Annotated in this window: 21 protein-coding genes; 12 read left to right on the top strand and 9 right to left on the bottom strand. The window is 46.6% G+C overall.

Annotation, left to right across the window (positions count from 1 at the left end):
• The first annotated feature begins 96 nt into the window (after nt 1-96).
• Nucleotides 97-1,908, top strand: coding sequence for a PDZ domain-containing protein (locus N7386_RS15065; RefSeq protein WP_279769461.1), 1,812 nt, complete (start codon nt 97-99; stop codon nt 1,906-1,908).
• A 227-nt stretch (nt 1,909-2,135) separates the two neighbouring features.
• On the opposite strand, the gene rdgC is transcribed toward N7386_RS15065, so the two are convergent.
• A complete protein-coding gene (gene rdgC, locus N7386_RS15060) occupies nt 2,136-3,050 on the bottom strand; it encodes a recombination-associated protein RdgC (protein ID WP_088585848.1) in 915 nt (304 codons plus the stop codon).
• 292 nt (nt 3,051-3,342) lie between these two features.
• Here rdgC and N7386_RS15055 point away from each other — a divergent pair, with 292 nt between their 5' ends.
• The 6 genes from N7386_RS15055 to N7386_RS15030 all read left to right on the top strand — a co-directional run bounded on the left by N7386_RS15055 (nt 3,343) and on the right by N7386_RS15030 (nt 10,657).
• The gene (locus tag N7386_RS15055; protein ID WP_279769459.1) at nt 3,343-4,317 is read left to right on the top strand and encodes a porin; all 975 of its coding nucleotides are present in this window, start codon (nt 3,343-3,345) and stop codon (nt 4,315-4,317) included.
• 165 nt (nt 4,318-4,482) lie between these two features.
• On the top strand, nt 4,483-4,917 hold the full coding sequence (gene tnpA, locus N7386_RS15050) for an IS200/IS605 family transposase (RefSeq protein ID WP_088585846.1): 435 nt from the start codon (nt 4,483-4,485) through the stop codon (nt 4,915-4,917).
• A 196-nt stretch (nt 4,918-5,113) separates the two neighbouring features.
• Nucleotides 5,114-5,803, top strand: a complete 690-nt coding sequence (gene phoB, locus N7386_RS15045) for a phosphate regulon transcriptional regulator PhoB (RefSeq protein WP_011071727.1) — start codon at nt 5,114-5,116, stop codon at nt 5,801-5,803.
• Nucleotides 5,804-5,883: 80 nt separating this feature from the next.
• A complete protein-coding gene (gene phoR / locus N7386_RS15040; RefSeq protein WP_122040753.1) occupies nt 5,884-7,182 on the top strand; it encodes a phosphate regulon sensor histidine kinase PhoR in 1,299 nt (432 codons plus the stop codon).
• A 217-nt stretch (nt 7,183-7,399) separates the two neighbouring features.
• Complete coding sequence (locus N7386_RS15035) at nt 7,400-8,371, top strand: phosphate ABC transporter substrate-binding protein PstS family protein (protein ID WP_279769454.1); 972 nt, start codon at nt 7,400-7,402, stop codon at nt 8,369-8,371.
• 468 nt (nt 8,372-8,839) lie between these two features.
• Nucleotides 8,840-10,657: a M1 family metallopeptidase gene (locus N7386_RS15030; RefSeq protein ID WP_279769453.1), complete on the top strand. Its 1,818-nt coding sequence runs from the start codon at nt 8,840-8,842 to the stop codon at nt 10,655-10,657.
• A 600-nt stretch (nt 10,658-11,257) separates the two neighbouring features.
• On the opposite strand, the gene N7386_RS15025 is transcribed toward N7386_RS15030, so the two are convergent.
• Entirely contained in the window at nt 11,258-11,743 is a 486-nt protein-coding gene (locus tag N7386_RS15025; protein ID WP_011626764.1) for a glutathione peroxidase, read from the bottom strand.
• A 147-nt stretch (nt 11,744-11,890) separates the two neighbouring features.
• On the opposite strand from N7386_RS15025, the gene N7386_RS15020 reads away from it, so the two are divergent.
• The 3 genes from N7386_RS15020 to N7386_RS15010 all read left to right on the top strand — a co-directional run bounded on the left by N7386_RS15020 (nt 11,891) and on the right by N7386_RS15010 (nt 14,502).
• Nucleotides 11,891-13,261, top strand: a complete 1,371-nt coding sequence (locus N7386_RS15020; protein WP_011626763.1) for a magnesium transporter — start codon at nt 11,891-11,893, stop codon at nt 13,259-13,261.
• 28 nt (nt 13,262-13,289) lie between these two features.
• Complete coding sequence (locus tag N7386_RS15015; RefSeq protein WP_279769452.1) at nt 13,290-13,799, top strand: GNAT family N-acetyltransferase; 510 nt, start codon at nt 13,290-13,292, stop codon at nt 13,797-13,799.
• Between the two features lie 163 nt (nt 13,800-13,962).
• Complete coding sequence (locus N7386_RS15010) at nt 13,963-14,502, top strand: YfaZ family protein (RefSeq protein ID WP_086902328.1); 540 nt, start codon at nt 13,963-13,965, stop codon at nt 14,500-14,502.
• Nucleotides 14,503-14,559: 57 nt separating this feature from the next.
• On the opposite strand, the gene N7386_RS15005 is transcribed toward N7386_RS15010, so the two are convergent.
• A complete protein-coding gene (locus N7386_RS15005) occupies nt 14,560-15,411 on the bottom strand; it encodes a DMT family transporter (RefSeq protein ID WP_086902329.1) in 852 nt (283 codons plus the stop codon).
• Between the two features lie 197 nt (nt 15,412-15,608).
• Here N7386_RS15005 and N7386_RS15000 point away from each other — a divergent pair, with 197 nt between their 5' ends.
• A complete protein-coding gene (locus N7386_RS15000; protein ID WP_086902330.1) occupies nt 15,609-17,276 on the top strand; it encodes a diguanylate cyclase in 1,668 nt (555 codons plus the stop codon).
• 113 nt (nt 17,277-17,389) lie between these two features.
• Here the strand turns inward: N7386_RS15000 and N7386_RS14995 are convergent, their stop codons facing one another.
• The 5 genes from N7386_RS14995 to N7386_RS14975 form a co-directional block, all read right to left on the bottom strand.
• Nucleotides 17,390-20,515 (bottom strand): NAD(P)-binding protein, encoded by a 3,126-nt coding sequence (locus N7386_RS14995; RefSeq protein WP_086902331.1) that lies wholly within the window; start codon nt 20,513-20,515, stop codon nt 17,390-17,392.
• 239 nt (nt 20,516-20,754) lie between these two features.
• Complete coding sequence (locus N7386_RS14990; protein WP_011626757.1) at nt 20,755-20,913, bottom strand: hypothetical protein; 159 nt, start codon at nt 20,911-20,913, stop codon at nt 20,755-20,757.
• 288 nt (nt 20,914-21,201) lie between these two features.
• Nucleotides 21,202-22,575, bottom strand: coding sequence for an RsmB/NOP family class I SAM-dependent RNA methyltransferase (locus N7386_RS14985; protein WP_279769449.1), 1,374 nt, complete (start codon nt 22,573-22,575; stop codon nt 21,202-21,204).
• Nucleotides 22,576-22,753: 178 nt separating this feature from the next.
• A complete protein-coding gene (locus N7386_RS14980; RefSeq protein ID WP_220053519.1) occupies nt 22,754-23,422 on the bottom strand; it encodes a glutathione binding-like protein in 669 nt (222 codons plus the stop codon).
• 61 nt (nt 23,423-23,483) lie between these two features.
• The gene (locus N7386_RS14975; RefSeq protein WP_279769440.1) at nt 23,484-24,110 is read right to left on the bottom strand and encodes a glutathione S-transferase; all 627 of its coding nucleotides are present in this window, start codon (nt 24,108-24,110) and stop codon (nt 23,484-23,486) included.
• Between the two features lie 155 nt (nt 24,111-24,265).
• Here N7386_RS14975 and N7386_RS14970 point away from each other — a divergent pair, with 155 nt between their 5' ends.
• The gene (locus tag N7386_RS14970; RefSeq protein WP_089067368.1) at nt 24,266-24,877 is read left to right on the top strand and encodes a TetR/AcrR family transcriptional regulator; all 612 of its coding nucleotides are present in this window, start codon (nt 24,266-24,268) and stop codon (nt 24,875-24,877) included.
• 87 nt (nt 24,878-24,964) lie between these two features.
• On the opposite strand, the gene N7386_RS14965 is transcribed toward N7386_RS14970, so the two are convergent.
• The gene (locus N7386_RS14965) at nt 24,965-25,672 is read right to left on the bottom strand and encodes a DUF2461 domain-containing protein (protein ID WP_126511632.1); all 708 of its coding nucleotides are present in this window, start codon (nt 25,670-25,672) and stop codon (nt 24,965-24,967) included.
• Nucleotides 25,673-25,828 lie beyond the last annotated feature (156 nt).

Raw genomic sequence — 25,828 nt, 5'->3', positions numbered from 1 at the left:
TAGCTTTTGTTAGCGCCTAATGAGGATGCTACATCGACTTGTTATACTTGGAAAAAATATAAGAAGCATAATAACAGAAGACGGAAGGAAGTCAGAGTGAAACCCAGTAGATTATCTATTTTGCTATTAAGTGTATTAGGGTCGGCTAACGTATTTGCCGATGTGGATTACAAAATTGATTTAAGCCAACCAGAACATCACCTTGCGAAGGTGAGTGTGACCTTCCCCGAGGCTAAAGCGGGTGAGTTGAATGTCAATCTTCCCGTGTGGCGTACGGGCAAATATCAAGTGTTACCTTTATCTGACGGTGTGCGTTTATTTAGCGCCACCGACGCACGAGGCAACGCGCTGCCATGGAAGCGCACCGCCAGCGGTGAATGGCAAATTGCTCTCGATAAGCCCACCAGCGTGACAGTGAATTATCAGCTCTATGCCAATGAATTAGGTCAACGTGTGCGTCATATCGATGCAACCCATGCCTATTTAGATGCCAGTGGCGTATTTATGTATAGCCCGCAATTTCGAGCCGATGCTGTCGCTGTACAATTAACGGTTCCCGAGAACTGGCAAAGTTATTCGGGTATGTCGTCAGGCAACGCGGCGCATTCCTTTGTGGCGCCTAATTATGATGTGCTGATTGATTCGCCCATCGAAACTGGCGTGAGCACTCACAAAACCTTTAGCGCCAATGGTAAAGACTATGAGTTAGTACTGTGGGGCGAAGGCAACTACGATGCCGACAACGTAGTGAAAGATTTAACCGCGCTGAGTGGTCAAGCCAAGGCGATTTGGGATGGTTATCCCTTTGAGCGTTATGTGTATATGGTGCATGCCACTAGCGGTGCGAGTGGTGCAACCGAACATTTGAACTCGACGGTCATCCAACTGCCTCGGTTTAGTTTTCGCGAGCGTAAGGACTACCTACGCTTTATCAGCACCGCCTCCCATGAGTTTATTCATACCTGGAACGTTAAAGCCTATCGTCCAGCGGGTTTGGTCCCTTACGATTATCAGCATGAAAACATGACCGAGCTTTTGTGGATTGCCGAGGGCTCGACCAGTTATTTCCAAGGTCAGTTACTGCTGCGTGCAGGAGTGATGACGCCTAAGGAGTTTTTAGAAGATCTCGCTAAACGCATTGAGAAGAGTGAGCTGACTCCCGGACGCGAAATTCAATCTGTGGCCGAGGCCAGTTTAGGAGAGTGGAGCAGCACGGGTGGTGATTATGCCATTAACCATAGTGTGAATATTTACTCTGAAGGTTATCTAGCCTCACTGGCGCTGGATTTCTCCCTGCTGACCGACTCGAATCTTGCCCACTCGTACCGCGATGTTCATCGTAAACTCTATCAGGATTACCGCGTGCCTAAGGGTTACACTGTGGCCGATGTGCAGCAAATACTGAAGGACTTATCGGGTAAGGATTATGGCCCTTGGTGGCAGAGCCATGTGAATAGTCCTCTAAGTCTTGAGTTTTCAGGCCTGTTGTCTCAGGCAGGTTTAGTGATGTCCTATGGTAAAGACTCTAAAGCTGAGCCTTTTACGGGCATGACTTTAAGCAGCGAACATGGCTCTTTAGTGCTTTCTCAAGTCTTGCGTAATGGCCCCGCTTGGCAGGCCGGTATCGTGGCAGGGGATGAGATCCTCGCGATTAATGGCTTAAAGGTCACGGCACAAGGTTTTGATAAACGCATCAAAGACTTTAAAGTGGGTGATAAAGTCGAAATCACCTTATTTAACAACGACAAAATCAAGCAAGTGGCGTTAACCTTAGGTGAGAAACAAAGCGGTAAGCTAGTGCTAAAAGGCGAAGCGAAGGCGACTAAGCAGCAAAAAGCCTTCTTTAAAGCCTGGCTTGGCATTGATTGGCCATTCGATAATAAGGGTGAGCTGCTGACGAAAAGCTAGTTGGTTTGCGATTTGAGTGAGTGGCGGCAATTAAGGTTGGCATACTTGAATCGCTCCCTCGAATCGCTGCCAATGTATTACTTCAGTTATAGAGACTAAAAAGGCGCCGCAGTGAACTAAGTTCAACTGCGGCGCCTTTATACATTATTTCGTTTGATTTAGCTTAAGCTCGTTTGGCGCTTTCGCTAAATATGGCTGTGCTTTATCAGCTTGGTTAAGCGTTAAGGCTAAGCTTGAGCCTCTTCAATGCCACCCAATGCAGAAACTAGGGCGTGCATTAGTGCGACTAATTCACTGCCCATTAAGGCAAAGTCAGCATCGAGGCGCGCCATCGGATCTTCATTACCCAACTCATCGTTACCCGCTCTAAATTCTTCGGAGAATTTTAAGCGTTTCACACTGGCATCGGATTGCAGCAGTAGCGCAATCGATTGGCCAAAGTGCAGGGCGAGCTTATGCACTTCTTTACCGGTTTCAAGGTGGGCAAGTACTTCGTCTTCTTTTAGATCTTGCTGCTTAAAGCGTACTATGCCGCCTTCATCTGCGGCTGATTTCAGCTCAGCTTCATCTTGTATTTCAAAAGGTAAGGGGGCGCTGCCATTTTTAAGCCATTCAGTTAATTGGCTTTCAATCGGTGCTTTAAAGCTTAATGGGATCACTGGCAAGCTACCTAAGGCCTTGCGTAATAAGGCTAATAATTCTTCTGCCTTAGTGGCGCTTGAACTGTCAACGAGGATCATTTCTAACTCAGGTAAAATCAGTGCGCGTGTTTGGCTGCGGCGCGAAAAAGCGCGTGGCAATAGGCTAGTGATGATTTCATCTTTTAGCGCATCTTTTTCTTTTTTGGCAAGTTTACGATTTTCTTCGTTTTCAATTTGTGCCACTTTTTCTTCTAATGATTCTTTAATTACTTGACCAGGAAGAATTTTTTCTTCTTTAGTGACACAGATTAGATGACGATTGTTGGCGCTGTGCACTAAGGTGCTGCCCTGTTTACCTAAGGCATTGGAAAACCCAAATTTGCTGACGTCTTGGCTGGCGCACGGGGAAAATGTGAAATCGGCAAGTGCGGTTTCAAGTGCTTCTGTCTCGATGGAAAAAGGTTTATTGAAACGATAAATAGTAAGATTTTTAAACCACATAAGATGCGCTCATTGGAAAAATAAAGTCGCAGTTTACGGCATAGTTGCGGCGGGGTAAACCTACCTGAAATCGTTAAATTTTGCCTTAGTTGCAGAATTCATCAAAATGTAACATTGAGAAAAACTCAGCTATAACCCTTGGTGTTAATGGGTTTTGTCTTTTGTAGGTGGTGCGGTTTTATGGTGGTAGTCCTAAGTTGTCACAATTGAAATAAAACTGAAACAGATTCATTGCAAACTTTCGGTCGTTCCAAACCAATAACCAAGACGAACATAACGTCGAAAGGATTAAATGATGAACGTTTTTTGTAAAACTCTACTTGCTTCTGCGCTAGCTTCTGCAACTCTGGCTTCTGCTTATGCCGCTGAGCCACTGACTGTTTATGGTAAGTTGAATGTTAGCGCTCAATCAAACGATGAGAATGGTGACGCTACAACAACTATTCAAAGTAATGCTTCTCGTTTTGGTGTGAAGGGTGATTTCGAATTATCAAGTTCACTTACCGCTTTCTATACTGTTGAGTATCAAGTAGATACTGGTAATGCATCAAGCGACAACTTTACTGCGCGTAATCAATTTGTTGGTTTAAAAGGCGACTTTGGTTCGTTCTCTGTTGGTCGTAACGATACTTTGCTGAAGATTTCTCAAGGTGGTGTTGACCAATTCAATGACTTTATGAATTCTGGTGACCTGGCTAAATTGTTTAAAGGTGAAGTTCGTGCTGCGCAAACGGCAACTTACTTAACCCCTTCCTTTGGTGACTTTGTGTTTGGTGTCACTTATGTTGCGGAAGGTAATGATGTTAAAAGTCAATTTGCTCAAGATGGTTTCAGTGCTGCCGCCATGTATGGTGACGCTAAGTTAAAGAAAACCGCTGTCTATGCAGCCCTTGCCTACGATTCTGATGTGTCTGGATATGAAATCGTGCGCGCTAGCTTACAAACCAAGTTAGCAGGCATCACATTGGGTGGTATGTATCAGCAGCAGGAACAAACGTACAAATACAATGCAACAACGGGCCAACCAGTTGAGGTGTCTGCAGACAGTGCGACTGGCTACCTGTTAAGTGCTGCTTATGATATCAATGCTGTGACATTAAAAGCCCAATACCAAGACATGGAAGACTTAGGTGATTCATGGTCAGTGGGTGCGGACTACAGCTTAGGTAAGCCAACGAAAGTGTTTGCTTTCTATACTAACCGCTCTATGGAAGCGTCTAACGACGATGACAAATACATCGTTGTTGGTTTAGAACACAAGTTCTAATCTCAGTATTAAGATTGAATTAAGGAAGCTTCGGCTTCCTTTTTTATTTTTAGCCCAAAACCACCTACTTCAGTAGGTGGTTATCATCATTTGAGGCTTTGCCTGTATACCTACCCATGTTAAATGCATCTTTGATTTTTAGCGAAGTCAAAAGAGGCAAATAACATGAGTAGATACGAGCAAGCATCGCATGTGTTCTGGCGATGTCAATATCATATAGTCTGGACACCAAAGTACCGCTTTCGGATATTGAAAGGTAATGTCGGAAAAGAGGTTTATCGATGCATTCAGGTTTATTGCCATCAAATGGGATGCATAGTCATGGAGCTAAATGTTCAAGTTGACCATGTTCATTTAGTAGTGAAGGTACCTCCGAAGATATCTATATCGAATTTAATGGGGGCGTTAAAAGGTAAGATAGCTTTGAAAATATTCAGTAAATTTCCTTACCTACGTAAGAATAAACTTTCGGGAAATCATTTTTGGCAGAGAGGATACTTCGTCGATTCGATTGGAATTAACGAGGAAATAATCCGTAGATACGTTAGGCATCAAGAGAAAGTAGAGCGGCAAGAGCAGGGTCAACTTGCTCTTGAATAAAGGCCCCCTTTTAGGGGGTTAAAACAAAGCCACCTTCTTCAGAAGGTGGATTCTTTACTGCGATAAACAAACAGTTATATAAACTTAATATGACAATCATCGCTACTATATAGCTTGTGCGGCACACTTATTCATAAATCTGTAATAAAAATGACTAATAATAGCCGTGTTGACATTCACTGACAGAAAATCACCTATGACTGCAAGGATATTGATAGTAGAAGACGAGTTAGCTATCCGCGAGATGCTGACTTTTGTAATGGAACAGCATGGGTTTACCACCTCTGCGGCAGAAGATTTTGATTCGGCCATTGCGCTGCTAAAGGAGCCTTACCCCGATCTGATTTTGTTGGATTGGATGTTTCCTGGAGGAAGCGGTATTCAATTGGCTAAACGCCTCAAGCAGGATGAGTTTACCCGTCAGATCCCCATTATTATGCTCACCGCCCGTGGAGAAGAGGAAGATAAGGTTAAGGGCCTCGAAGTGGGCGCCGATGACTATATCACTAAACCTTTCTCACCCAAGGAGTTGGTGGCACGTATCAAAGCGGTGCTACGCCGTAGCGCGCCGACCCGTCTTGAAGAAACGATTGACGTACAAGGATTGTTACTCGACCCCGTGAGTCACAGGGTAAGTGTTGGCGATACCGTACTCGATATGGGGCCAACGGAATTCCGTTTATTACACTTCTTTATGACACATCCTGAACGTGTTTACAGCCGCGAACAGCTGCTTGATAATGTGTGGGGCACAAACGTATATGTCGAAGACCGAACCGTTGATGTGCATATTCGCCGCCTACGTAAAGCGGTTGAAGAGTCGGGCCATGATCGTCTCATTCAAACGGTTCGTGGTGCGGGTTATCGTTTCTCAACACGTAGTTAGTGCCAAATAAGAGATAGGCACAGGTTAGCTTTTCGGCTATCTTGTGCTCCTCTTATTTAGCCTGATGTTTGGGTTTATTTATGTTCGACTCTTATTCAGGGTACCGGTTGTTTACGCGCTTAGCCGTATTTTTACTGCTTTGTTTGCTCATTGGTTTATTGGTAGGGAAACCCCTCTGGATACTGATCATTGGATTGCTAGGGCTAGTGTTCTGGCATTACCGTCAGTTAGCGCGACTTAATTTTTGGTTATGGCGAGATAGAAAATTAACGCCTCCCCAAGGCACTGGCAGTTGGGAAGGCGTATTTAATGGTATTTACCGCCTGCAAGGTAAAAATCGTCGCCGAGTCGGTCAATTGGCGGCTCTACTTGGGCGTTTCCGTCAAGGCGCTGAAGCCTTACCCGATGCAGCAGTCGTGCTCGACTCAGAGCATAATATCTTATGGTGTAATAAATTAGCTCAGCTGATGTTGGGATTCGTTTGGCCACAGGATAATGGTCAACGAATCGATAATTTAATTCGTCATCCCGATTTTTCTGCCTATATCAAAGCGGCTGAATATAAGGAACCCTTAGAGCTGGCTTCGCCAGTATCGGAGCGGCGTTTACTCGAAATTCGTATCATGGCCTATGGCGATCGGCAGTTACTGTTGATTGCCCGCGATATTACACGGATAAGACAACTCGAAGGCATGCGTAAAGAATTTGTCGCCAATGTGTCACACGAACTCAAAACCCCGCTCACTGTATTGCAGGGCTATTTAGAGATGATGCAAAGCATGGCGGAACCCGATTCGATGAACGCTAAGCCCTTAGCCTTAATGCAGCAGCAGACTCGGCGAATGCAGTCGATGGTCGAACAATTACTGGTGTTATCGCGTATCGAAGATGCAGTGGATATTAATCTTGAGAACACGGTAAACATGTCGCAGCTAATGGAAGTTTTAAAGGAAGAAGCTAAAGCATTAGCGCAGGATAAATATGAGTTAAGTTTCCATTGTGAGCCGGGATTAGATTCCCATGGCAATGAGCTACAGCTTAGAAGTGCTTGCTCTAACCTGATTTCTAATGCGATTCGTTACACTGAGCCTGGTGGTAAGATTACGGTGCAGTGGCGTAGCGTTGCTACTGGCGGTCTCTTCAGTGTGACAGATACCGGGGAAGGGATTGCACCGCAGCATATCAATCGCTTAACCGAGCGTTTTTATCGAGTTGACAGCGCGCGCTCACGGCAAACGGGGGGCAGCGGCCTTGGTTTAGCCATTGTGAAACATGCGTTAAGTCATCATCACAGTGAGCTTAATATCAGCAGTGAATTAGGAAAGGGTAGCACTTTCAGCTTTATGATCCCGCAGCATTTGATTGAACGTAAAAAATAATTGCTATTTACTGTAACGTTATTTTTTATATTAAAAACAGGCCATTATGGCCTGTTTTGTTTTTTATCGGGTTTGAATCGGCGGATTTTTTATAAAAATGTGTTTTGTCATCTAAGTGTCACATCTTGGACATAGAATTGTCATTGTAGCGGTTGATACTGGCTGCGTCTGAAGAAACTTAAGTTAGAAATTAGTTAGCTTATTACTGGAGCACATAATGAAACTGAAAAAGCTTGTCGGCGCGATGACCCTCACAGCCGCTGGTGTATTCTCTGCCACTGCAATGGCATCTGTTGATCAATCTCTGCCAACTTACGAGAAAGCAAGTGGTGTATCAGGCAACCTTTCGTCTGTAGGTTCAGATACTTTAGCCAACATGATGACTCTGTGGGCTGAAGAATTTAAACAGATGTATCCTAACGTCAACATCCAAATTCAAGCTGCTGGTTCTTCTACTGCGCCACCAGCGTTAACCGAAGGTACTTCACAATTCGGCCCAATGAGCCGCAAGATGAAGCCTAACGAAGAAGAAGCCTTCGAAAAGCACTACGGTTACAAGCCAACAGCAGTGCGTGTTGCGATTGACGCTCTAGCGGTATTCGTACACAAAGATAACCCAATCAAAGGTTTAACTGTTGAGCAAGTTGACGGCATTTTCTCTTCTACTCACAAGTGTGGTAGCAGCGATATCCAACGTTGGGGCGAGTTAGGTCTTGACGGTAACTGGTCAGCAAAAGACGTACAACTGTACGGTCGTAACTCAGTATCTGGTACTTACGGTTACTTCAAAGAGCAAGCTCTGTGTAAAGGTGACTTCAAGGCCAACGTAAACGAGCAACCAGGTTCTGCTTCTGTGGTTCAGTCAGTTTCTCAATCACTGAACGCTATCGGTTACTCTGGTATCGGTTACAAAACTGCCGGCGTGAAAGCTGTTGCTATCGCGAAGAAAGGTAACGAGTTTATCGAAGCGACTGCAGAAAACGCAGCTAACGGTACTTACCCATTATCACGTTACTTATATGTCTACGTGAACAAGCAACCAAACAAAGACTTAGCACCAATGGAAAAAGAATTCATCCGTTACGTGCTGTCTAAGCAAGGTCAGCAAGTGGTTGAAAAAGACGGTTATGTGACTCTGCCTAAGAGCGTAGTTGCTAAAGATTTAGAACAGTTAGGTATCCGCCTCTAATTCTTAATCGCTAAACCATTAAGGGTCTCTTCGGAGGCCCTTTTTGTTTTGGGAAGATTCATTGCAGCTTAAAACTGAAAAAGGGGCATAAAAAAAGCAACCTAATAAGGTTGCTGTAAATTCCAATTCGGAATCCGGGGACGGTCGCGCTAGAAACCATCTAAAGGAGAATGATGATGAACGAAGAAACTCATTGCAAAGATTCGGTTCATAATATCTGACTCAAGGGCGTGAAATTAGTTCAGCAAAAATAGAAAATTTTCGAAAATATTTTTCCTTATAACCTTTATGCATTGAAAAATATGTAAATTTTATTTTTACAGCTTAACTCAAGTCGATGATGGCACGTTATCGACTCAAGCAATGTTACAAAATGCGGATGCGGGAAAGGTTTATTCGATTGCGCAGGAGTTAATCAGCGACCGATAATAGGGTTAGCTCATTTACCGATAACAGGTCGCTTAACAGATGCCGCCAGAAAACCAACCAGTCCCTATTGAACCCCAAACCTGGGATCATAACCGAGATTACCATTCCTTTGCTAATAGCGACCAAGTACAGGTCGCGCACTTATCCCTCTCGCTTAAAGTCGATTTTGTGACTCGTCGTTTGCAGGGGAATGCAACGCTGTCGCTGCGCTATCTAGAATCACAGGTTGGCGAGCTATGGCTCGATAGTCGCGACTTACACATTTTATCGGTCACGACTGAGGATGAAACGGCGCTGGCATTTCATCTTGAAGCGGCTGATGAGATTCTCGGGCAGAAATTAGTCATCCAGTTACCCCAAGAGCTGTGCGAACAAGTTTGCATTCGCTACCACACCTCGCCGGAGGCTGAAGGGTTGCAGTGGCTTACACCTGAACAAACAGCGGGCAAAGCATTACCTTATCTCTTTAGTCAGTCTCAGCCCATTAATGCTCGCAGTTGGATCCCCCTGCAGGATACGCCAAAGGTGCGAATAACCTTCGATGCGCACGTCGAGGTGCCAAATGGCATGCGTGCCGTGATGAGTGCAATGAACGACCCGGATACACTGCTCGAGGGGCAATTCCAATTCGAGATGGAAAAGCCCATTCCCACCCATTTGCTGGCTTTAGCGGTGGGCGATTTAGCCTTTCAAGCCATAGGTCCGCGCAGCGGCGTGTATACCGAACCTTGCATGCTAGAGGCCGCGGCTACTGAGTTTGCCGATACCGAGCATATGCTGGATGTGGCGCAATCACTCTTAGGCCCTTATGCCTGGGGGCGTTATGACATGATCATCTTGCCACCGAGCTTTCCCTTTGGTGGCATGGAAAACCCGCGTCTAGCCTTTTTAACCCCAACCCTGATTGCGGGGGATAAAAGCTTAGTGTCGACCGTGGCCCATGAGTTGGCACACTCGTGGACGGGCAATTTGGTGAGCAATGCCACATGGCGCGATCTCTGGTTGAATGAAGGCTTTACAACCTATTTCACCAATCGAATTGTCGAAGCCGTTTATGGTAAGGAGCAGGCCGAGCTGGAATGGGTCATTGAATTTGGCCGATTAACCGAAGAAATGGCCATGTTACCGCGTCACAGGCAAACGCTGCCCGCTAATGTGCAGCAGGCCGATCCTAATTTGGCCTTTAACCGTTTTACCTACGATAAGGCATCGATGTTCGTTCATGAGCTAGAGCATCGCCTCGGCCGCGCCGAATTTGATAAGTTTCTGTTTGCCTATGTGCAGCACTTCGCCTTTAAGGCGATCACCACAGAAGTGTTTGTCGAATATGCGAAAGCCGCTTTAGTCGAAGCCTATCCCGATAAAATAAACGAAGCTGAGTTGCAGGAATGGATTTATGGCGAAGGGTTACCGCAAGGTTATGTGGGGCCCACATCACGAAGTTTAGATAAGGTCGATAGCGCCTTGGATGACTTCTTACAGGGCAAAGCGGCCAGCGAGCTTAAGGTTAAGGGCTGGCGAGTCCACCATTGGCAATACTTTTTGACTCAATTGCCCGAAGTGGTGTCGCAGGTACAACTGATGGATTTGGACGATACCTTTAAGTTCACCGAGTCTACTAACGCTGAAATTGCCTGCGATTGGTTTAGGGTCGCTATCCGCAATCATTACGACCCCGTGCTGCCCGCCTTAAGTGCGTATTTACAGCGCATTGGCCGCGGTAAGTTTGTCCGCCCACTTTATGCTGAATTGCAGGTTGCGGGTTACCACGCTGAGTTACAACAAATCTATGCCAGTGCGCGGGCGGGATACCATCCTTCGATTCAAGTGCAACTGGATAGAATGCTGAAGGGGTAAAATACAGATAAAAAAAATGGCAACCTAAGGTTGCCATAAAAGAATCAAAGTAGGAGACAAAGGAATGCAGTGCGCTAGCGTGTATTCGATTGTTTCCCAAAAGGGAGATGATGATGAACGACCAACCAATTCGACTCTATGCAATAACTTGAAACTGTTTCATTGAATTAAACGGCGGGTTTTATCCATTTAATCCTTTGCTAAACTTTTCATTTAGCAATCAATTCTGCATCAAAGCGGATTTGTTAATCCTTACATATAGTCAGACTAAGACCTTTTGATAAAGTTCAGTTGGCGGCTAAAAAAATTTAAATTTATTTTTGGGCTTGCTGACATCAGCAAATTGAGTCGCTGGGGAGCAGCTACATTTATTTTACATATAAAACATAGACATAAAAAAAGGCAACCAATTGGTTGCCTAGTGACCTATTCCTAGGTCAAGGGGGCTGCGCTAGAAGCCCCAGGGAGAATGATGAACATGAAAAAGACATTCGCTGTTCAATATGTTTGAGGGACTTATAGAATTAAAGTTCCATCGAAAATAAAAAATAACTTAAATTTTTTATTTAATAATAAAATTTCAATGGGATAGCGTGCGGATTATTTTAAAAGCGCTTCTATCTTGTCGCTAATGGCCTCTGGTTTTGTGGTTGGCGCAAAGCGAGCGACCACTTCGCCCTGACGATTAATTAAGAATTTAGTGAAATTCCACTTAATGCGTTCCGTGCCTAATACGCCTGGCGCCGCTTTTTTGAGGTACTGGTATAAAGGGTGAGTGTGCTCACCGTTTACCTCGATTTTCGAAAACAGTGGAAAGCTCACGCCAAAGTTGAGTTCACAAAAACTTTGGATGCCTTTCTCGTCGGCTTTTTCTTGGGCGCCAAACTGATTGCATGGGAAGCCTAAAACCACCAATCCCTGCGCTTTATATTTTTGATAGAGCGCTTCTAAGCCCTTGTACTGTGGTGTAAAACCGCACTCACTGGCGGTATTCACAATTAAGATCACTTTGCCTTGATATTGCGCCAGTGCCGTTGGATTACCTTGAATGTCGTTTGCGCTATGGCTATAGATAGTCGATGTCATCATTACCTCCTTAGGTGTGGTGATTAGCATAAATAATAGTTTGATTGTTATCAATTGATTTGTGTGCAATTTATTTTGCGGGTTTGCTAATCTTCTTCAATATCAATATAGTTACGCTAATTTTTATCTCAGCAGAAGGGCGTTTATGTGACTGAACATGAAGCCGAATACGAAACAAACACACAGGCCGATGTCGGGCAGGTTGTTCAGCAACTCACTGAAGTTGAAGGTGAAGAACAGGCTGAAGTGTTCAGTGAAATCTTAAATGAAGCTGAGCCTGGCACGGTTGCCTTAGTGCTAGAGTCCTTACCCTTAGACGAGCGTTACGAGCGTTGGCAACAGGTTGAGTTTAGTGACCGTGTGACAGTGCTGAGTTTAATGCGCGCCGATCCGCGTATGGGGATCCTAAAGCAGATGCCCGACAATGAGGTGGATCTGCTGTTTGCGCAGCTCAGTCCTGAGGATTTGATTGAGTGGAGTGATTATCTCCCTGAAAGTTTTACCGACCGCGCCTTGGCGCAAATGGGCGAACGTCAGCGGCAGCGCTTCGAGTTGTACGACCAATACTCTGAAAATGAGATTGGTCGTTATACCGATCATCAAATGTTAGTGCTCAGCGATAAGGCGACTGTGGCCCAAGCGCAGCGATTTTTCAGACGAATAGAACTCGACTGTAACGACAACTTATTTATCGTAGATGAGGCGGATAAATACCTAGGTACGGTCAGACGTTATGATATTTTCAAGCATGATCCCTCTGAACCGCTGATTTCACTGTTATCGGAAGATAGCCGCGCCTTAACCGCAGATACGACGCTACTCGATGCCGCCGAGGCAATTGAACACAGCCGCGAAATTGAGTTACCGGTTATTGATGAGGCAGGGGAGCTGATTGGCCGTGTCACCCTGAGGGCCGCTACCGCCTTAGTGCGTGAACATTACGAAGCGCAATTAATGGCGACCGCGGGTATGGATGAGTCCGACGACTTATTCGCCCCGATCATCAAAGGTGCGCAGCGCCGCGCCGTGTGGTTAGGGATTAACTTACTCACCGCATTTTTGGCCTCTGCAACCATTGGCTTATTTGAGAACGTCTTATCGCAAGTAGTGGCACTTGCGGTGTTGATGCCGATAGTGGCGTCCATGGGCGGGATTGCGGGGAGCCAGTCGCTCACCTTGATGATCCGCGGTATGGCGATGGGGCAGATCTCTGCGGGTAACTTATTCTCGTTAATGAAGAACGAGTTAGGCATTGGCTTAGTCAATGGTACCCTGTGGGCAATTGTGATTGGACTCGTGGCGGGCTGGTGGTTTGCCGACAGCACCATAGGCATAGTGATAGGTTGCGCGATTTTGATCAATATGGCGGTCGCGGCGCTGGCAGGGGTGTTTGTCCCTATGGTGTTGCAGCGCTTTAACCAAGATGCGGCGCTCTCAGGCTCAGTGATTTTAACCACAGTGACCGACGTGGTGGGTTTTTTCACTTTCCTCGGCATGGCGACGATACTGTATCTCTAAGTGGATGTTGGTTGTTTAACTCAATTGTATGAATCAAAACGATATTCAATTTGTCCTTTGCCAAAACGCAGCCGAATTAGCGGCTGCGGCGGCCTTAATCGATCAACGGGATGACAATGCGCATCCCCTCGACCATCAGGCCTTTGCTCTGTCCCGCGCTGTAATATTGGCGAAAACCCTTGAGGGTGAGATGGTTGGCTGCGCGGCGATTAAGGCGGGTTCTGGCTCCGTTGGTGAGTTAGGCTATCTGGTGGTCTCGCCTTTGTACCGCCGCCGTGGCATAGCCCAAGGGCTTACCCTTAAGCGGATTGAAGTGGCTAAAGCGCTGGGGATAACCCTGTTATTTGCCACCATTCGAGATGAAAACAACGCCAGCCGAGTGAATTTACTCAAGGCCGGATTTCACTTTTGGCGGAATTATTTAAGTATTAGAGGAACGGGGAATACCGTCGGTTGGTATTACTTAGCCCTCGAAGATAAGCTGGATATCGATGGCATAATGCAATCCCTCGTTGGAGATCGGGTTCCAGTAAGTTAAATGTTTCTAAATTGTTTGCTTTAAGTTTTGCTTGTGTTTTTTACCGGTTTTCGTTTGGTTTCAAATTCAAAAATCTTTGCGACTCTCTGCTAAATATGCAGATTTTCTTTTTTTATTCGGTATGATTCGCGCCATTACCCACAGTCATTATTGAGGTGTTTTTATGGCTAAGTTCAGAGTAGCAAGTGTCTTATTATTGAGTGCAGCCGCGCTGCAGGTGAATGCGTCAGAATTTAATCTTGGGTTAAACAACGATGTGGTTTCTACCGAGTTAGAGCTGCAAGTGAATAAAGATGTCAATGCAGTATTAGGATATATTTATTCAGACGATAGCGGTCATATTGCCCAAGGCGCAATGCACATGACCCATGATGCGGGTGTGCATCATTTTGAAGTTGGCGCTAAGTTAAGCCAGTTATGGGCAGATGATGCGCCAAATGGTAGCACTGTGTCAGTGGGTGGTCGTTATGCCTTGGCGTTAGGGCCAAACATCTCTTTGCATGCCGCGGCTTACTATGCGCCATCGGTATTGTCTTTCGGTAATGTCGATGGTCAATACGAATTGGATTCAAAGGTACAGTACCGTGTGAACCCTAATATGGCGTTCTATGTCGGTTACCGTAAGATTGCCTTCGAATATGATTACGCCCGTGATTTCACCTTCGAAGATGGCGTTTACATCGGCGGTAAGTTCCGCTTCTAATCTCGCCTTATTGAGTGGCCTATACAGAGGCCACTTCGCTGTCAAAGCCGGCCAAGGTTAACTTCGCCGGCTTTTCCATTTGGCTTTCAGTTCGCTGTAGCTTGGCAGGATGGAGGAGAAGATCACCAGTCCTATGCCAATACACACCACAATGCTTAAGTGCTCATCCAAAAACCACCAACCAAACAATGCGGCAAAAATAAGGCCTGTGTATTCCACGGGCGCCATTTGGCTGGCATCGGCGCGCCGATAGGCGTGGATGATGAAGTAGGTCATGCCGATATAAAACAGGCCTAAGGTCAAACCAACTTGGGCGACGGGTAGGCTAAAGTCGGCGCCTTCGTACCAGGTTGCCGGTATCAGAAAAACCATGGCAAAGGCATTAGACCAAAAGAGTGTTGAAAAGGGATGCTCATGGGTTGAATATGCCTTCAAAATGAGGCTGTTGGTTGCTGAGGTCATAGCTCCAAAAAAGGCTAGACCGATATAGAGGTTAAATTCTGTCGGCTGGCTTATCAGCAAAATCCCTGTAAAACCAATAATCCCCGCGACGGTGCGGCGATAACCAATACGCTCATTTAAAAAGAAGGCGGACATTAGCAACAGTAACAATGGGGAGGTATAAATGACCGCAGTCACAGTCGCCAGCGGTAAGTGCAGCACCGCTAGCATAAAGATGGCATTGCCTAAGCCGATTAACAGTGCTCGGCTCAAGTGCACCTTGTAAAAGGGGCTTAACTTAAGGTTCCCCTGTAGTCGCCAAACAAAAGGTAACACCAAGAGCGTGGCGAATAATTGGCGATACAGCACCAGTTGAAACACGGGGGCATTCGTTTCAAGCAATTTAACCAATAGGTTACCGCTGGCAATCAACAACTGGGCAGCTAGAATCATCAATAAGGGTGCCATAGGTATCCAAGTTAACGGCTGAAATGGTGGCTAAGCTTTTACGCACTAAGTGAACGACCAAAATATCATCATAAGGTACCCGATTGCCGACTAATTTAGTCTAATCAATTGTAAAAAATAAAATGTAGTCATAAAGTTAACACTCTAAAATGATTTTCTGCCTGGAACTAGACGCTGGTATATAAACCAAGATACCTATGAGCAAAACTAACTTACACAATTTCTGGTGCTTTTTGCTGCTTCTTTGGACATTTAGTCCGTTTGCCTTGAGCGCTGAAATTGCGTTGGATTCCCCCTATTTATTCCACGCCGATGATAAACAACAGCCACCGGCTGATTTTAATCAAGTGACTCAATGGATGAGCCAGCTCGAAGAGGCCAGTTCGGTGAGCCTTGCGGGGGGCGATTATTGGATGGTGTCTCCCGTGATGGTCAACAGTCGCCAAAACCATTGGGTGGTGGATGCCAGTAATTCCATTGTCGAATCGGTCGATTATTGGTTGCTCGGCAGCGATGGTTCAGTGCAGTTTGCCCAGAGTGGTTACTATGCGCCCTATGAGTTTTTATTCGATTATGGCCGTAAAGTTAAGCTCAATATGGGGACGGATTATTGGTTAGTGACTCGGCTGAGCAGCCGATATTTTTCCTCTGCACCTGAGCTAGCTATTGAGTCGGAAGAAGTACACCAACTGACCACGGATCGAATGGCCTTGGCCATAATGATTTGTTTAGGTGGATTGTTTTTTATTGCGCTGTACAATTTGCTGATTTATATCTCTATTTTTGATAAAGCCTTTCTATATTACGGCCTGTATGTGTTGACCTATTTTGGTGGTTGGGCCTTGACCTTCCATTTGCCTGCGCACCTATTCAACTTTCATCAGCTTGAGCTGCATCATCTGTTTTTTATCAGTTTGCCGATATTTAACATTCTGTTCTACAAACACTTCTTACAGCTTCCCAGCTATTCACCGCGATTATGGCGCCTTAGCAAGTACCTGTTAATCGCCTGCATTTTAGCCCTGCCAACCAGTGTGTTGTTATTGTCCTATACCGCGATTATTGCCTCAGTACTAATCATGCTGTGGATTGCACTGGCCATTACCTGCGGCAATGTCTGTTTAATGAAAGGTTTTGCTCCAGCGCGTTATTTTATTATGGCTTTTAGCTGCTTATTGCTGCCAGCGTTAATTATTCTTCCTGGCAATATGGGGATCACCCCCGATTTTATCGAACATGCCGAGTTTGCCACGCTGCTGGGCGGCACAGTGGATGCTCTGTTGTTATCTCTCGCCTTAGCGAACAAGCTTAAACTGCTATCCGAGGAACGTAAGGCGCATATCGAAGAGTTAGGAATCGCTTGGGAAAAGGCTAGGCTCGATGGCTTAACCCGAGTGGGTAATCGCTATGCCTTTGATGAGTTTATGAATTCACAATTGGCCTTTGGCAATAAAGTGGTTCAGCCAATGGCTTTGGTGTTACTCAATGTCGACAGCCTTAAAATGGTGAACGATACCTTAGGCCATCAAGAGGGCGACCGTTTACTGCAACACTTAGTACAGGTTTTGCAGGCGACTAATATTGCCCACCTTAAAATTTATCGGATCAGTGGCGATGAGTTTGTGCTGATCCTGCCCGCAAATGGTATGGCAACCTTAACGATCTGCTTGAGGGGCTTAACGACGCAATTTGCCGCTGAGGGCTTAAAGGATTGCCAGTTTAGTTTTGGTTTTGCTATCAATACCGATGTGGCCGAGCCCCACGAGTGGCTTCGCAGCGCCGATAGCAGTTTGTATCAGTCGCGGATGGAAAAGCGCCGTCAGGAATACGCCGATACCCGCGCGGGCGAGATAGTCTCGATTTAGAGTGTCTATTAAAAGAGCCTCCATTTAATCGAGCGCCTCTTTAAATTTGAACACATACAACACATACAAATAGTTGGATAAAAAAGGGGCTGCATAATGCAGCCCCTTGGCATTTAGGCGAAGTCCTTTTCGCCTTTGATAATGGCCGGATGTCCGCAGATGGCTTTGGCAGTATGCATACCCGCCATCGTTGCTGCCTCCACACAACCAGCGTTGAGCCCGGTTTTAATCCAATCTCCCGTCATATACAGATTGTCGATACCTGTACCATCCGTGGTGATCCGATATTGAGAGCTGCCTTTCACTGACAAGACATAACGCTCGGAAGGATCCACATTGGCGCGCCAATATTGACTATCGAATCGCGCCTCGCCTTGGCGCTGCTGTTCATCGTGCAACCATTCCCAGGGGAAGCTGTCGCCAACCTGCTGCCACAGCTTATGAATTTCCGTATTGAGTTGATTGATGGCGCCAGCCTTGGCTTCGGCGGTTTTGCGCTGTTGAAAACCAATATCCGTGCGCGGAGGATAAGCATCCACAGGCAACGCCGAGCAGAAATAGCTGGCATTTTTTGGCTCTATGCCCCGCCAGTCTTCTTTATCGAGCAATTGGTCCATCGATGCCCACGTATCGAAGGGCTCGGTAAAGCCTGATAAGACGGGCTGTTCGTCATCCTCTGAATAATTGGGCCAACCTATACCATTAAGATCTTGATTCATCAACAGTTGATAGGCTTGGGTTGCGACTGTCTGCACTTTATCGACACAGGTTTTGAGCGCCGGACTCTGCGCCATAACCTCGCTCGCCACATGGGGGACCGATCCTAATGACAGACCAAAAATCACTTTGTCGAAGTCCACGCCTTTTTGCAGACGTTTTTTCGGTAGTGCCTGACCAAATTGCGCCTCGTACAGATTGTCCCAATCGCTCCAGAAGTGCTCAAGATTAATATCATGGGCTTTTAGCAATGCGGCTTGATCAGGCTCTAGCTGGTCGTAATTGGGCGTGCTGGGCCAGCAGGCTAAGCCTTTGACATCCACGAGTGGATTGTAGTCTTTAACCGACGGTGCCAGTGCGACTTGCTCAGTGATTTCAATCGCTTGAATGCTGTTGTCGCGACATTCTAAATTATCAACCCGATTGAAGAAGTGGAAATTAACGCCGCGCCGTTTCAGCACTTCATAGTAGGGGGTAAAGACCACATCGCCCATACCCGCCTGCATTTTCCACATAACTCCGCCTTGATAACACAGGGCGATACGCAACATGGAGCGGATGATAGTCCCCGCTTCGACATTGGGTTTGTCGAAGTTGCCTTTTTCGTAGGCAAACACCAGATCATAAAAACCGCGTACCGGCGCGCTGTCGACCGTGTATTGTTGGCTGGCGCCGTGTTTAGTTAGCCATTCGCGGTAATCATAGTCGTTGATGGCATCGAAGCCCTTTTCAAACACATCATCGGCAAACATTCCTTTTAAGATGCTTAAGCCTAAGTCGACGGCAATATACAAATGGCGTAACTCATCGTTAGTGTCTAAATGGTCGCTAAAGCGCTTAACCAACCTTTGGTGCAGGGCATCGACGGCTGATTCGACCAAACCATCGTCACTCTCGCTGTGAACATGCTCATCGCATTCGCGGCCAATCATTTGATTAAAATGGCATTCGAGCTTGTCACCTAGGGCGTCTAGGGATTCCATCGCATCATCGACCGAATCCTCTAACTTATCCTTCAGCCGTTCAAACCAGCTGATATCGAGCCAGTTTTTCGGTGTCGCCATGGCTTTTTCATCGGCTTCCAGCAGGGAGTCCATGTCCTTTAGCCATTTTTTTATCCAAGCAAAGGCGGCCTTAACTACCTTCCAGAAGGTTAAGGTTTCGGTGCCATCTCCAGGGATCCCTGGGAGTGTGGGGAAGGTGATTGGCCAGCTAACGGAGCGGCCATTAATTTCTTCCTGAAGCACAATAAAATTATGGGGTTTAAAGGCATCGAAGAAGGTCGCCAGTGGCGCTTCGGGCGGGCGGTCTAATTCTTCATAGGCTTTACGCATCAAGGCGCAGGCATTCTGGTAAAAACCAAACCAGATATGCAGGCCATGCTCTTCAATCCGTTGTCCCATAGCGGCATTACGGCCACTTGCGCCCTTGCCGCCGATTCGCCAGCCTAATTGATAAACATCAATTTCATATTGGTTCTGCCAACCGGGTCTGTCGGTGAGATAACAGGCGGCGGTCATGGCGGCGACACCTCCGCCGAGAATGGCAATTTTTTGTTTTTTGATTTCAGAGTTATCGACCAGCACTTCGCCAGGTGGTACTTCAAAGTCAAAGTTCACATGGTAGGGCAGTAATACATGCTGCTCGCCAACCTCGACGCCTAGGGTCTCTTTGAGTGGGAAACTGGCATTATCAAAAATGGTGGCGACAAAGTCATTTTCCAGCAGGGCAACACTGTGCACTTTGTTGACCTGTGCGGGCGCCGCCGTAATCGCCTGATAAACCGCTTTTTGGCCTGACGCATCCGGAAACTGCTTTAAAAACACTTGGTCGATAGCGGGCTTAAACAGCAAGTGAAACAGTTGCTCCTCACCTAGCTTATCCAGCTCTGGAATAAAATCCGTTTGTTCTTTAAAGAGCTGCCAGGTTTGGGCTATGGCTTCTAGCGTGGTGAGCTGCGCCTCGGGCTTAGCATTGCAATTCACCTCAATCAGCGGGTGCATGGCAAGTTCAGTGTCAGGGCTAAAGTGTAAGAAGCTCTTTGTTGCCAAGGAGAGGCGAGTTAATGGCTCCCCGACCGCGGGCATAGTGTATTCACACAAATACTTGGGATAACCGAACAACTCGCGGCCATTGATCAGGGCCATCGCATCATTTACCCAAATGTGCAGCGGCTGAAAATACACATGGCTGATGGATGCGCTGTTGCTATTGTCTTGGCGACCGACCATGACCCAAGTGATGATGTCGGTTTCTTGGATCCAACCTTTGGCCCTGTCGGTCGGGTGCTCTGAATAGGCTTTCTCGATTTGGGTAAAGGTTGTCAGTACATAGGGCGACAGCACTTTAAAGTACATGACGCTTCCGGCAACTTGGTTGAGCGTTTTATCGATGGAGCGCTGCAGATTGGCGAGTTTTCCCTTGAGAAAAAAACCGTACATATCGGCTTTATTCAACACTAAGGGCGAGTGCATTAACATACTGCCAGGGGGATAGATAAAATCGGGGCGTTGTTTTTCCATGGGATCATCCTTTAAACCCGTCAAGATGTGTCAGGTGGTTTGGTCAACAAAGGGCGTAAATAAACCCTAAAGAGCATAGGGTAAATCGGCTCATTAGCCTATTGATTTTACAATTGAATCAAAACAGATAAGAGGGGAAACGCTTGGGCTAACTAGCAAGTTGGAGGTTATCCAACTTGCTCGGATTTGACTGGCTTATTAAAGCGCGAATTTGCTAAGGCAAACGGGTAGTTTATCGGTTACTTCGATTTATGCTGATAGAAATCCACCTCTGCATCATCTGAATAACGGCGCTTAGTGTCCCTGCGACGTTGTTTTACGCGTTTGTTTTTTTGCTTACCTTTGACGTTATCGCCCCATGGCGCATCATCGTCGTCAAATTCATAGGAGTGTGACATGGTCAAAATTCCAAAAATACCTGTGCCATTCTCAGCACTCGATCTTTTTACCCAAAGGCGAGATTAAGCTAAAGCGAAATATTTAATCACTGATGGTGAAAAGTTTTGTCCAAGAAGGGGGGATACGTCTCGATGGAATTGGGTTGGCGATTTTACGCCGCAATCTAGGGTTTATCTTGATGATTATTAAATGAATAAGATAAAAAGCGCATTCATATTGGGTGGAGGTAAAAAGAATGGCACTCAGAATATGAGTGCCAAGTTCTGATAAAAAATAAGGAGTTAGTGCTACTGCTTGTGTTGCATACGCGCCACAAACATTCCATCTGTGTTGGCTTCGAAGGGCCACACGGTCAACATTTCTGTTTGTTCGCCGGTAAAGGGGTGGCGGATTGGCACTAGGCTGAACTCGGGATGTTGTTGTAAAAAGGCGCAAACCACTTGCTCATTTTCTACAGGCGACAATGAGCAAGTAGCATAGACTAAGCTTCCGCCCTGTTTTACCGCCTTACTGCTGCGGCTTAAAATATCCAGTTGGAGTGCTGCTTTATCTGTGACGGCATCGAGGCTGTCGAGCCAGCGCATATCGGGATTACGGCGCCAGGTGCCCGTGCAGCTACAGGGCGCGTCGACTAAAACCCCATCAAAATGGTTGGCATCGACCGGCAGTGCATCACTGCGCCAGCGCGCAATGCTGATGCCATCAAATCTTGCCCGCTGGGCACGTTTGCTGAGTTCTTCTAAGGCGTGGGCGCGAATATCTGATGAGACAATTGAGCCTACTAATGGGTTTTGCTTAGTCGCGGCCGTTTGCATCAGTGATCGCAATTGCAAGGTTTTTCCGCCTGCGCCACTGCAGGCATCCCACCAGTGTTGCCAGGGCTCTGGTGCACAAATTTGACCTATCACTTGTGAGGCTAGATCCTGGATCTCAATTTTGCCCTCTTTATAGAGTGATATTTCATTGAGATTCATGCTCTTAGTGCCAAGGTTAATGGCATCTGCAAAATAGGGGCTGAGGCTCGCATCTATCTCTAGCGCTTGCAGTTGTTTGACTGCCGATTGGCTATCTATTCCCTGCGCGCGTCCCCAAATCGGTGGGCGGCTAGACATGGCTTCGATGAGATTTGGACGCAACTCTGGGGCAATCGGGCAGACCTGCCAAAACCATTCGGGTAATAAATCTGTGAGTTCGAAGGACACTTCGGGAAATTGCTGCCGTACCAGTGCCAACTTATCCGTTAAGCTGTTAACGCTAAGGGATTGAAGTTGTTGATAATCAACTGGCGATTGGGCGAGCTCATGCCAGGCTTGGGCGATATCTTGCCACGGATGGGCTTCGATTAAGGCGCTCGCACTGAGCATGGCAAAAAATTGGGGCGCCTGTTGATGATCGCCCGTGGCTTTAAACCAGCCCCACCAACGGAACAGGCTAAATAAGGATTCGCGGATCACTTTGCGATCCTTAGAACCGTGCTTTTTATGTTCCCTAAAGTAGTTCGCGAGCACTCGGTCGGCGGGTTGCTTGGTATTTAAAATCTCGTCGAACAATAACTTAATGGTATTGGCATAACTTAAACCGCGTTTTTGCGCGAGGGTTTGCGGTTCGATATTCACTGTTGATGCCATGATTGCTGATGATAAGCCGTTTGGATTGCCCATAAAGTTAGCCTGAAAAGGGGCTCGGCCGAGTGACATCCAGCCGTAGGGATGAATATGGCCAAGCAAATCAATAAGTGGCGCAGAGTGTAGCAGTTTTACGTATCGCTAGCAGTAAAAAAGCCCCAATGCTGAGTTGGGGCTTGATGGGGAAAACGAATGCGCGAGAGGATAGGATGACCTACTTAGTCACCATCTTCTGGATTTGTTTTGCACGCTCTTCGTCACTTAAGACCGAAGGCGGAGGTGTCACTATGCCTTTTTGGCAAGCGGGGCGCAGGGCTAGCTCGTCTAACCAACGCTGTAAGTGAGTGAGTCCTTCCATATTGATGCCGCTCCATTCATGGATGCGAACCCAAGGCCAAGTCGCGATATCGGCAATGGTGTATTCATCACCGGCCAGATATTGATGTTTGGCTAACTGGGTATTCATTACCTCAAACAAACGTCGACCTTCTTTTTGATAACGTTCAATGGCCGCGGGGATTTTTTCGGGGAAGTAACGGTAAAACACGTTAGCTTGACCCATCATTGGGCCAACACCGCTCATTTGGAACATGAGCCATTGAATGACCTGTGAGCGCTTTTTAGGATCCGCTGGCAAAAACTTACCTGTTTTTTCCGCCAGATACAGAAGAATTGCGCCGGACTCGAACACCACAAAGTCCTGGTTATCTCGGTCGATAATGGCTGGAATACGGCCATTAGGGTTAATGGCGAGAAACTCAGGCTGTTTCTGTTCGTTAGTGTTGAAATCTAGCTTATGCACTCGGTAGTCGAGACCCATTTCTTCGAGCGCGATGGAAATTTTAAAACCGTTCGGGGTCGCGGCGGTATATAAATCAATCATAGTTATCCCTTAAGTCTTAACTGGTTAATGCTTAACTTGGGTACCCAATAGGGCATCGCTGTCAGTTTTTTGGGGTAAGCGACACTATTGCAGGGCGCTGGGCCACTGTCGCAAACCATGCCTGAATGTGGGGCAAGGTGTCATCCACTAGAATACCTAAGTTTTTAATAAAGCTAATAAAAACGTATGCAGAAATATCGGCAATCGTAAAGTTATCGCTCGCCACATAGCTTGATTTGGCTAATTGTTGGTCTAAGGTCGGCAGGAAGTCAATGACCCGTTGGCGTGATTCTGCGCCCCAGGCTTCGACACAATTTTCCCTGTCTTTGTAGATACCCGTTAGATTTCTAAAGGCTTGAAAACCCGCGGTAAAACCTTGTAACTCAATGATACGTTGCCACATTTCCACTTTAGCGCGCTCCAGCGGCGTGTTGCCAAATAAGGAAGTGTCACTCGGATAGAGCTCGTCGAGATAACGGCAAATAGCGACGGACTCACAGATATGGTTGCCATCATCGAGTTCGAGCAGGGGAATGCGGCCGTTGACACTTTTGGCTTTGAATTCAGGGTTAAGGTTTTCACCGCCGCGAATGTCCACACTCACACGTGGAATGTCGATGCCTTTTTCTGCGAGGAAAATACTCACGCGTCTTGCGCTTGGCGTTGGGGCTAATTCATAAAGCTTCATGCTCTTTCCTTCTATTAATCTGTAAGTTTGGTCAAATAGGGCTTTAACGGAACGATCGGTTAGGATAGAATTTACGCCATATCTAAACGGTCAGTCAAGAATGTTTTTGCCCTATGATATTCCGTTTAATGTAGGCATCAATGTAGGTTTGGACCATGGCACGCAGTTGTAATTTTGATAGACAAGAAAAGCTCGTTCAGGCGATGGAGCTGTTTTGGCGAAAGGGATTTGCCGAGACCTCGATTGCCGATCTGGTCGAACACTTAGGGATTAATCGTTTCAGCTTGTATAACAGTTTTGGCGATAAGCAGAGTTTGTATCGCGAATCCCTGCGCTTTTATCTCGACCACTATTCCTTCGGCGCGAAGGAGCAAATCCTGCACGCACAGGCTGGGCTGAGTGAAATCTTGACCTATTTAGCACGATTTGTGGCCTTGCAGCGCGAGCAAGAATACGGCTGCTTTATGCAGAATGCGGTGATGGAAAAATGCCTCGACGATGACTGCGTGCAGCAGGAGTGCCAGCGCTTATTTGCCCAGTTACAGAGTAATTTCGCCGATGTATTAGGCTACAGCCAGCGACAGGGTGAGTTGTCTCAATCGGTTCAGCCTGAGTCGCTCGCGGCATTTTTAGTACTTCAATTACAAGGGATTAGAGTGTTAGGCAAGGCGAAGGAATACGCCCTGTTGGATAACGCATTTGAGGTATTAAGTGAATACCTTAAGAGTCTCGCGTTGACGCCCCTAAAGCCCGTCGATGTGAAATAGGGTGTAGGCTAAACCGATAAGCATGAGACCAAGTCAATGCTTGGTCTCGTCAACTGTAAAAACTTACGCAACCACTTATACAGAAACTTAAAAGTCCAACTCGAGAGCAAAGCACAAGTAGGCCATCAATTGGCTACAGTGGGCGAATTGTTCGGCGCAATAGCGGGCAGCATCGGCTTGGCAGAGTCGCTCGAAGGGAATTGGCTTTAGCGCGATAAAGTCCTTACGTTTGAGCTCGTCCAGCATTGGGTGATGTTTATCGAATCCCTTTGGCGGGCGCGTCAAACTATCACCATCCATCACAAAGCCTTGACTGCTTATGGTGTGCAGCGCCTTTTTATAGCCGTTGGGGTTTTCATCGATACAAGTCCGAATCGCATTCAGCACCTTGGATTCGGGATGCCAAATACCAGCGGCAATAAAACATCCATCCTCGGCAATGTGCAAATACAGCCCAGGTGCATGCACATCTTTACCCTGAAAATGCCGAAACTGGATCCCCACATTGGTCTTGTAGGGCGTCTTGTCGTTGCTAAAACGGCTATCGCGCTGCGGACGCATTAAGCTACCACCGACTTTTTTGGCAACCGCCGTTAATCTTGGGGAAATAGCAACAATATCAGGCTGAATTTGCTCGATAAAACGCAGTGCAGGGGTTCTGACCTTATTTTCATATTCTTCCTGATGGGCTTTAAACCAGTCGCGGGAGTTATTGAGCGCCAGCTGTTTGAGAAAATCTAAGCTGGCGGCCGTAAATGCCAACTCGGTTTGGGGTTGTGCAGTTAGCTTAGTCATGTCCATAAAACCTTTGAGGTGCTTGAGACTGGAATTCCGATCGTTAATCAAAACAGGCTAGTGCGAGTTGAACAAATGCGCGTGGATATTGCAAATTCTTCGAGCATTTCTCTGTAGTGACTATCAGGTTGCGATTTACATGTAAAGTTAGGTGAG

The sequence above is a fragment of the Shewanella sp. GD04112 genome, from assembly GCF_029835735.1.
GTDB lineage: Bacteria > Pseudomonadota > Gammaproteobacteria > Enterobacterales > Shewanellaceae > Shewanella.
This window is presented reverse-complemented; position numbering and strand designations above follow the sequence as displayed.

Bases quoted from the DNA above. Each gene is read 5' to 3' on its own strand.
- tnpA (WP_088585846.1), top strand. From the start codon at position 4,483: ATGAGTAGATACGAGCAAGCATCGCATGTGTTCTGGCGATGTCAATAT.
- N7386_RS14995 (WP_086902331.1), bottom strand. From the start codon at position 20,515: ATGGAAAAACAACGCCCCGATTTTATCTATCCCCCTGGCAGTATGTTA.
- N7386_RS14965 (WP_126511632.1), bottom strand. From the start codon at position 25,672: ATGACTAAGCTAACTGCACAACCCCAAACCGAGTTGGCATTTACGGCC.
- N7386_RS14980 (WP_220053519.1), bottom strand. From the start codon at position 23,422: ATGATTGATTTATATACCGCCGCGACCCCGAACGGTTTTAAAATTTCC.
- N7386_RS15055 (WP_279769459.1), top strand. From the start codon at position 3,343: ATGATGAACGTTTTTTGTAAAACTCTACTTGCTTCTGCGCTAGCTTCT.
- N7386_RS14970 (WP_089067368.1), top strand. From the start codon at position 24,266: ATGGCACGCAGTTGTAATTTTGATAGACAAGAAAAGCTCGTTCAGGCG.
- N7386_RS15030 (WP_279769453.1), top strand. From the start codon at position 8,840: ATGCCGCCAGAAAACCAACCAGTCCCTATTGAACCCCAAACCTGGGAT.
- phoR (WP_122040753.1), top strand. From the start codon at position 5,884: ATGTTCGACTCTTATTCAGGGTACCGGTTGTTTACGCGCTTAGCCGTA.
- N7386_RS15000 (WP_086902330.1), top strand. From the start codon at position 15,609: ATGAGCAAAACTAACTTACACAATTTCTGGTGCTTTTTGCTGCTTCTT.
- N7386_RS14985 (WP_279769449.1), bottom strand. From the start codon at position 22,575: ATGGGCAATCCAAACGGCTTATCATCAGCAATCATGGCATCAACAGTG.
- N7386_RS15005 (WP_086902329.1), bottom strand. From the start codon at position 15,411: ATGGCACCCTTATTGATGATTCTAGCTGCCCAGTTGTTGATTGCCAGC.
- N7386_RS15025 (WP_011626764.1), bottom strand. From the start codon at position 11,743: ATGACATCGACTATCTATAGCCATAGCGCAAACGACATTCAAGGTAAT.
- N7386_RS14990 (WP_011626757.1), bottom strand. From the start codon at position 20,913: ATGTCACACTCCTATGAATTTGACGACGATGATGCGCCATGGGGCGAT.
- N7386_RS15035 (WP_279769454.1), top strand. From the start codon at position 7,400: ATGAAACTGAAAAAGCTTGTCGGCGCGATGACCCTCACAGCCGCTGGT.
- N7386_RS15015 (WP_279769452.1), top strand. From the start codon at position 13,290: ATGAATCAAAACGATATTCAATTTGTCCTTTGCCAAAACGCAGCCGAA.
- N7386_RS14975 (WP_279769440.1), bottom strand. From the start codon at position 24,110: ATGAAGCTTTATGAATTAGCCCCAACGCCAAGCGCAAGACGCGTGAGT.
- rdgC (WP_088585848.1), bottom strand. From the start codon at position 3,050: ATGTGGTTTAAAAATCTTACTATTTATCGTTTCAATAAACCTTTTTCC.
- N7386_RS15010 (WP_086902328.1), top strand. From the start codon at position 13,963: ATGGCTAAGTTCAGAGTAGCAAGTGTCTTATTATTGAGTGCAGCCGCG.
- phoB (WP_011071727.1), top strand. From the start codon at position 5,114: ATGACTGCAAGGATATTGATAGTAGAAGACGAGTTAGCTATCCGCGAG.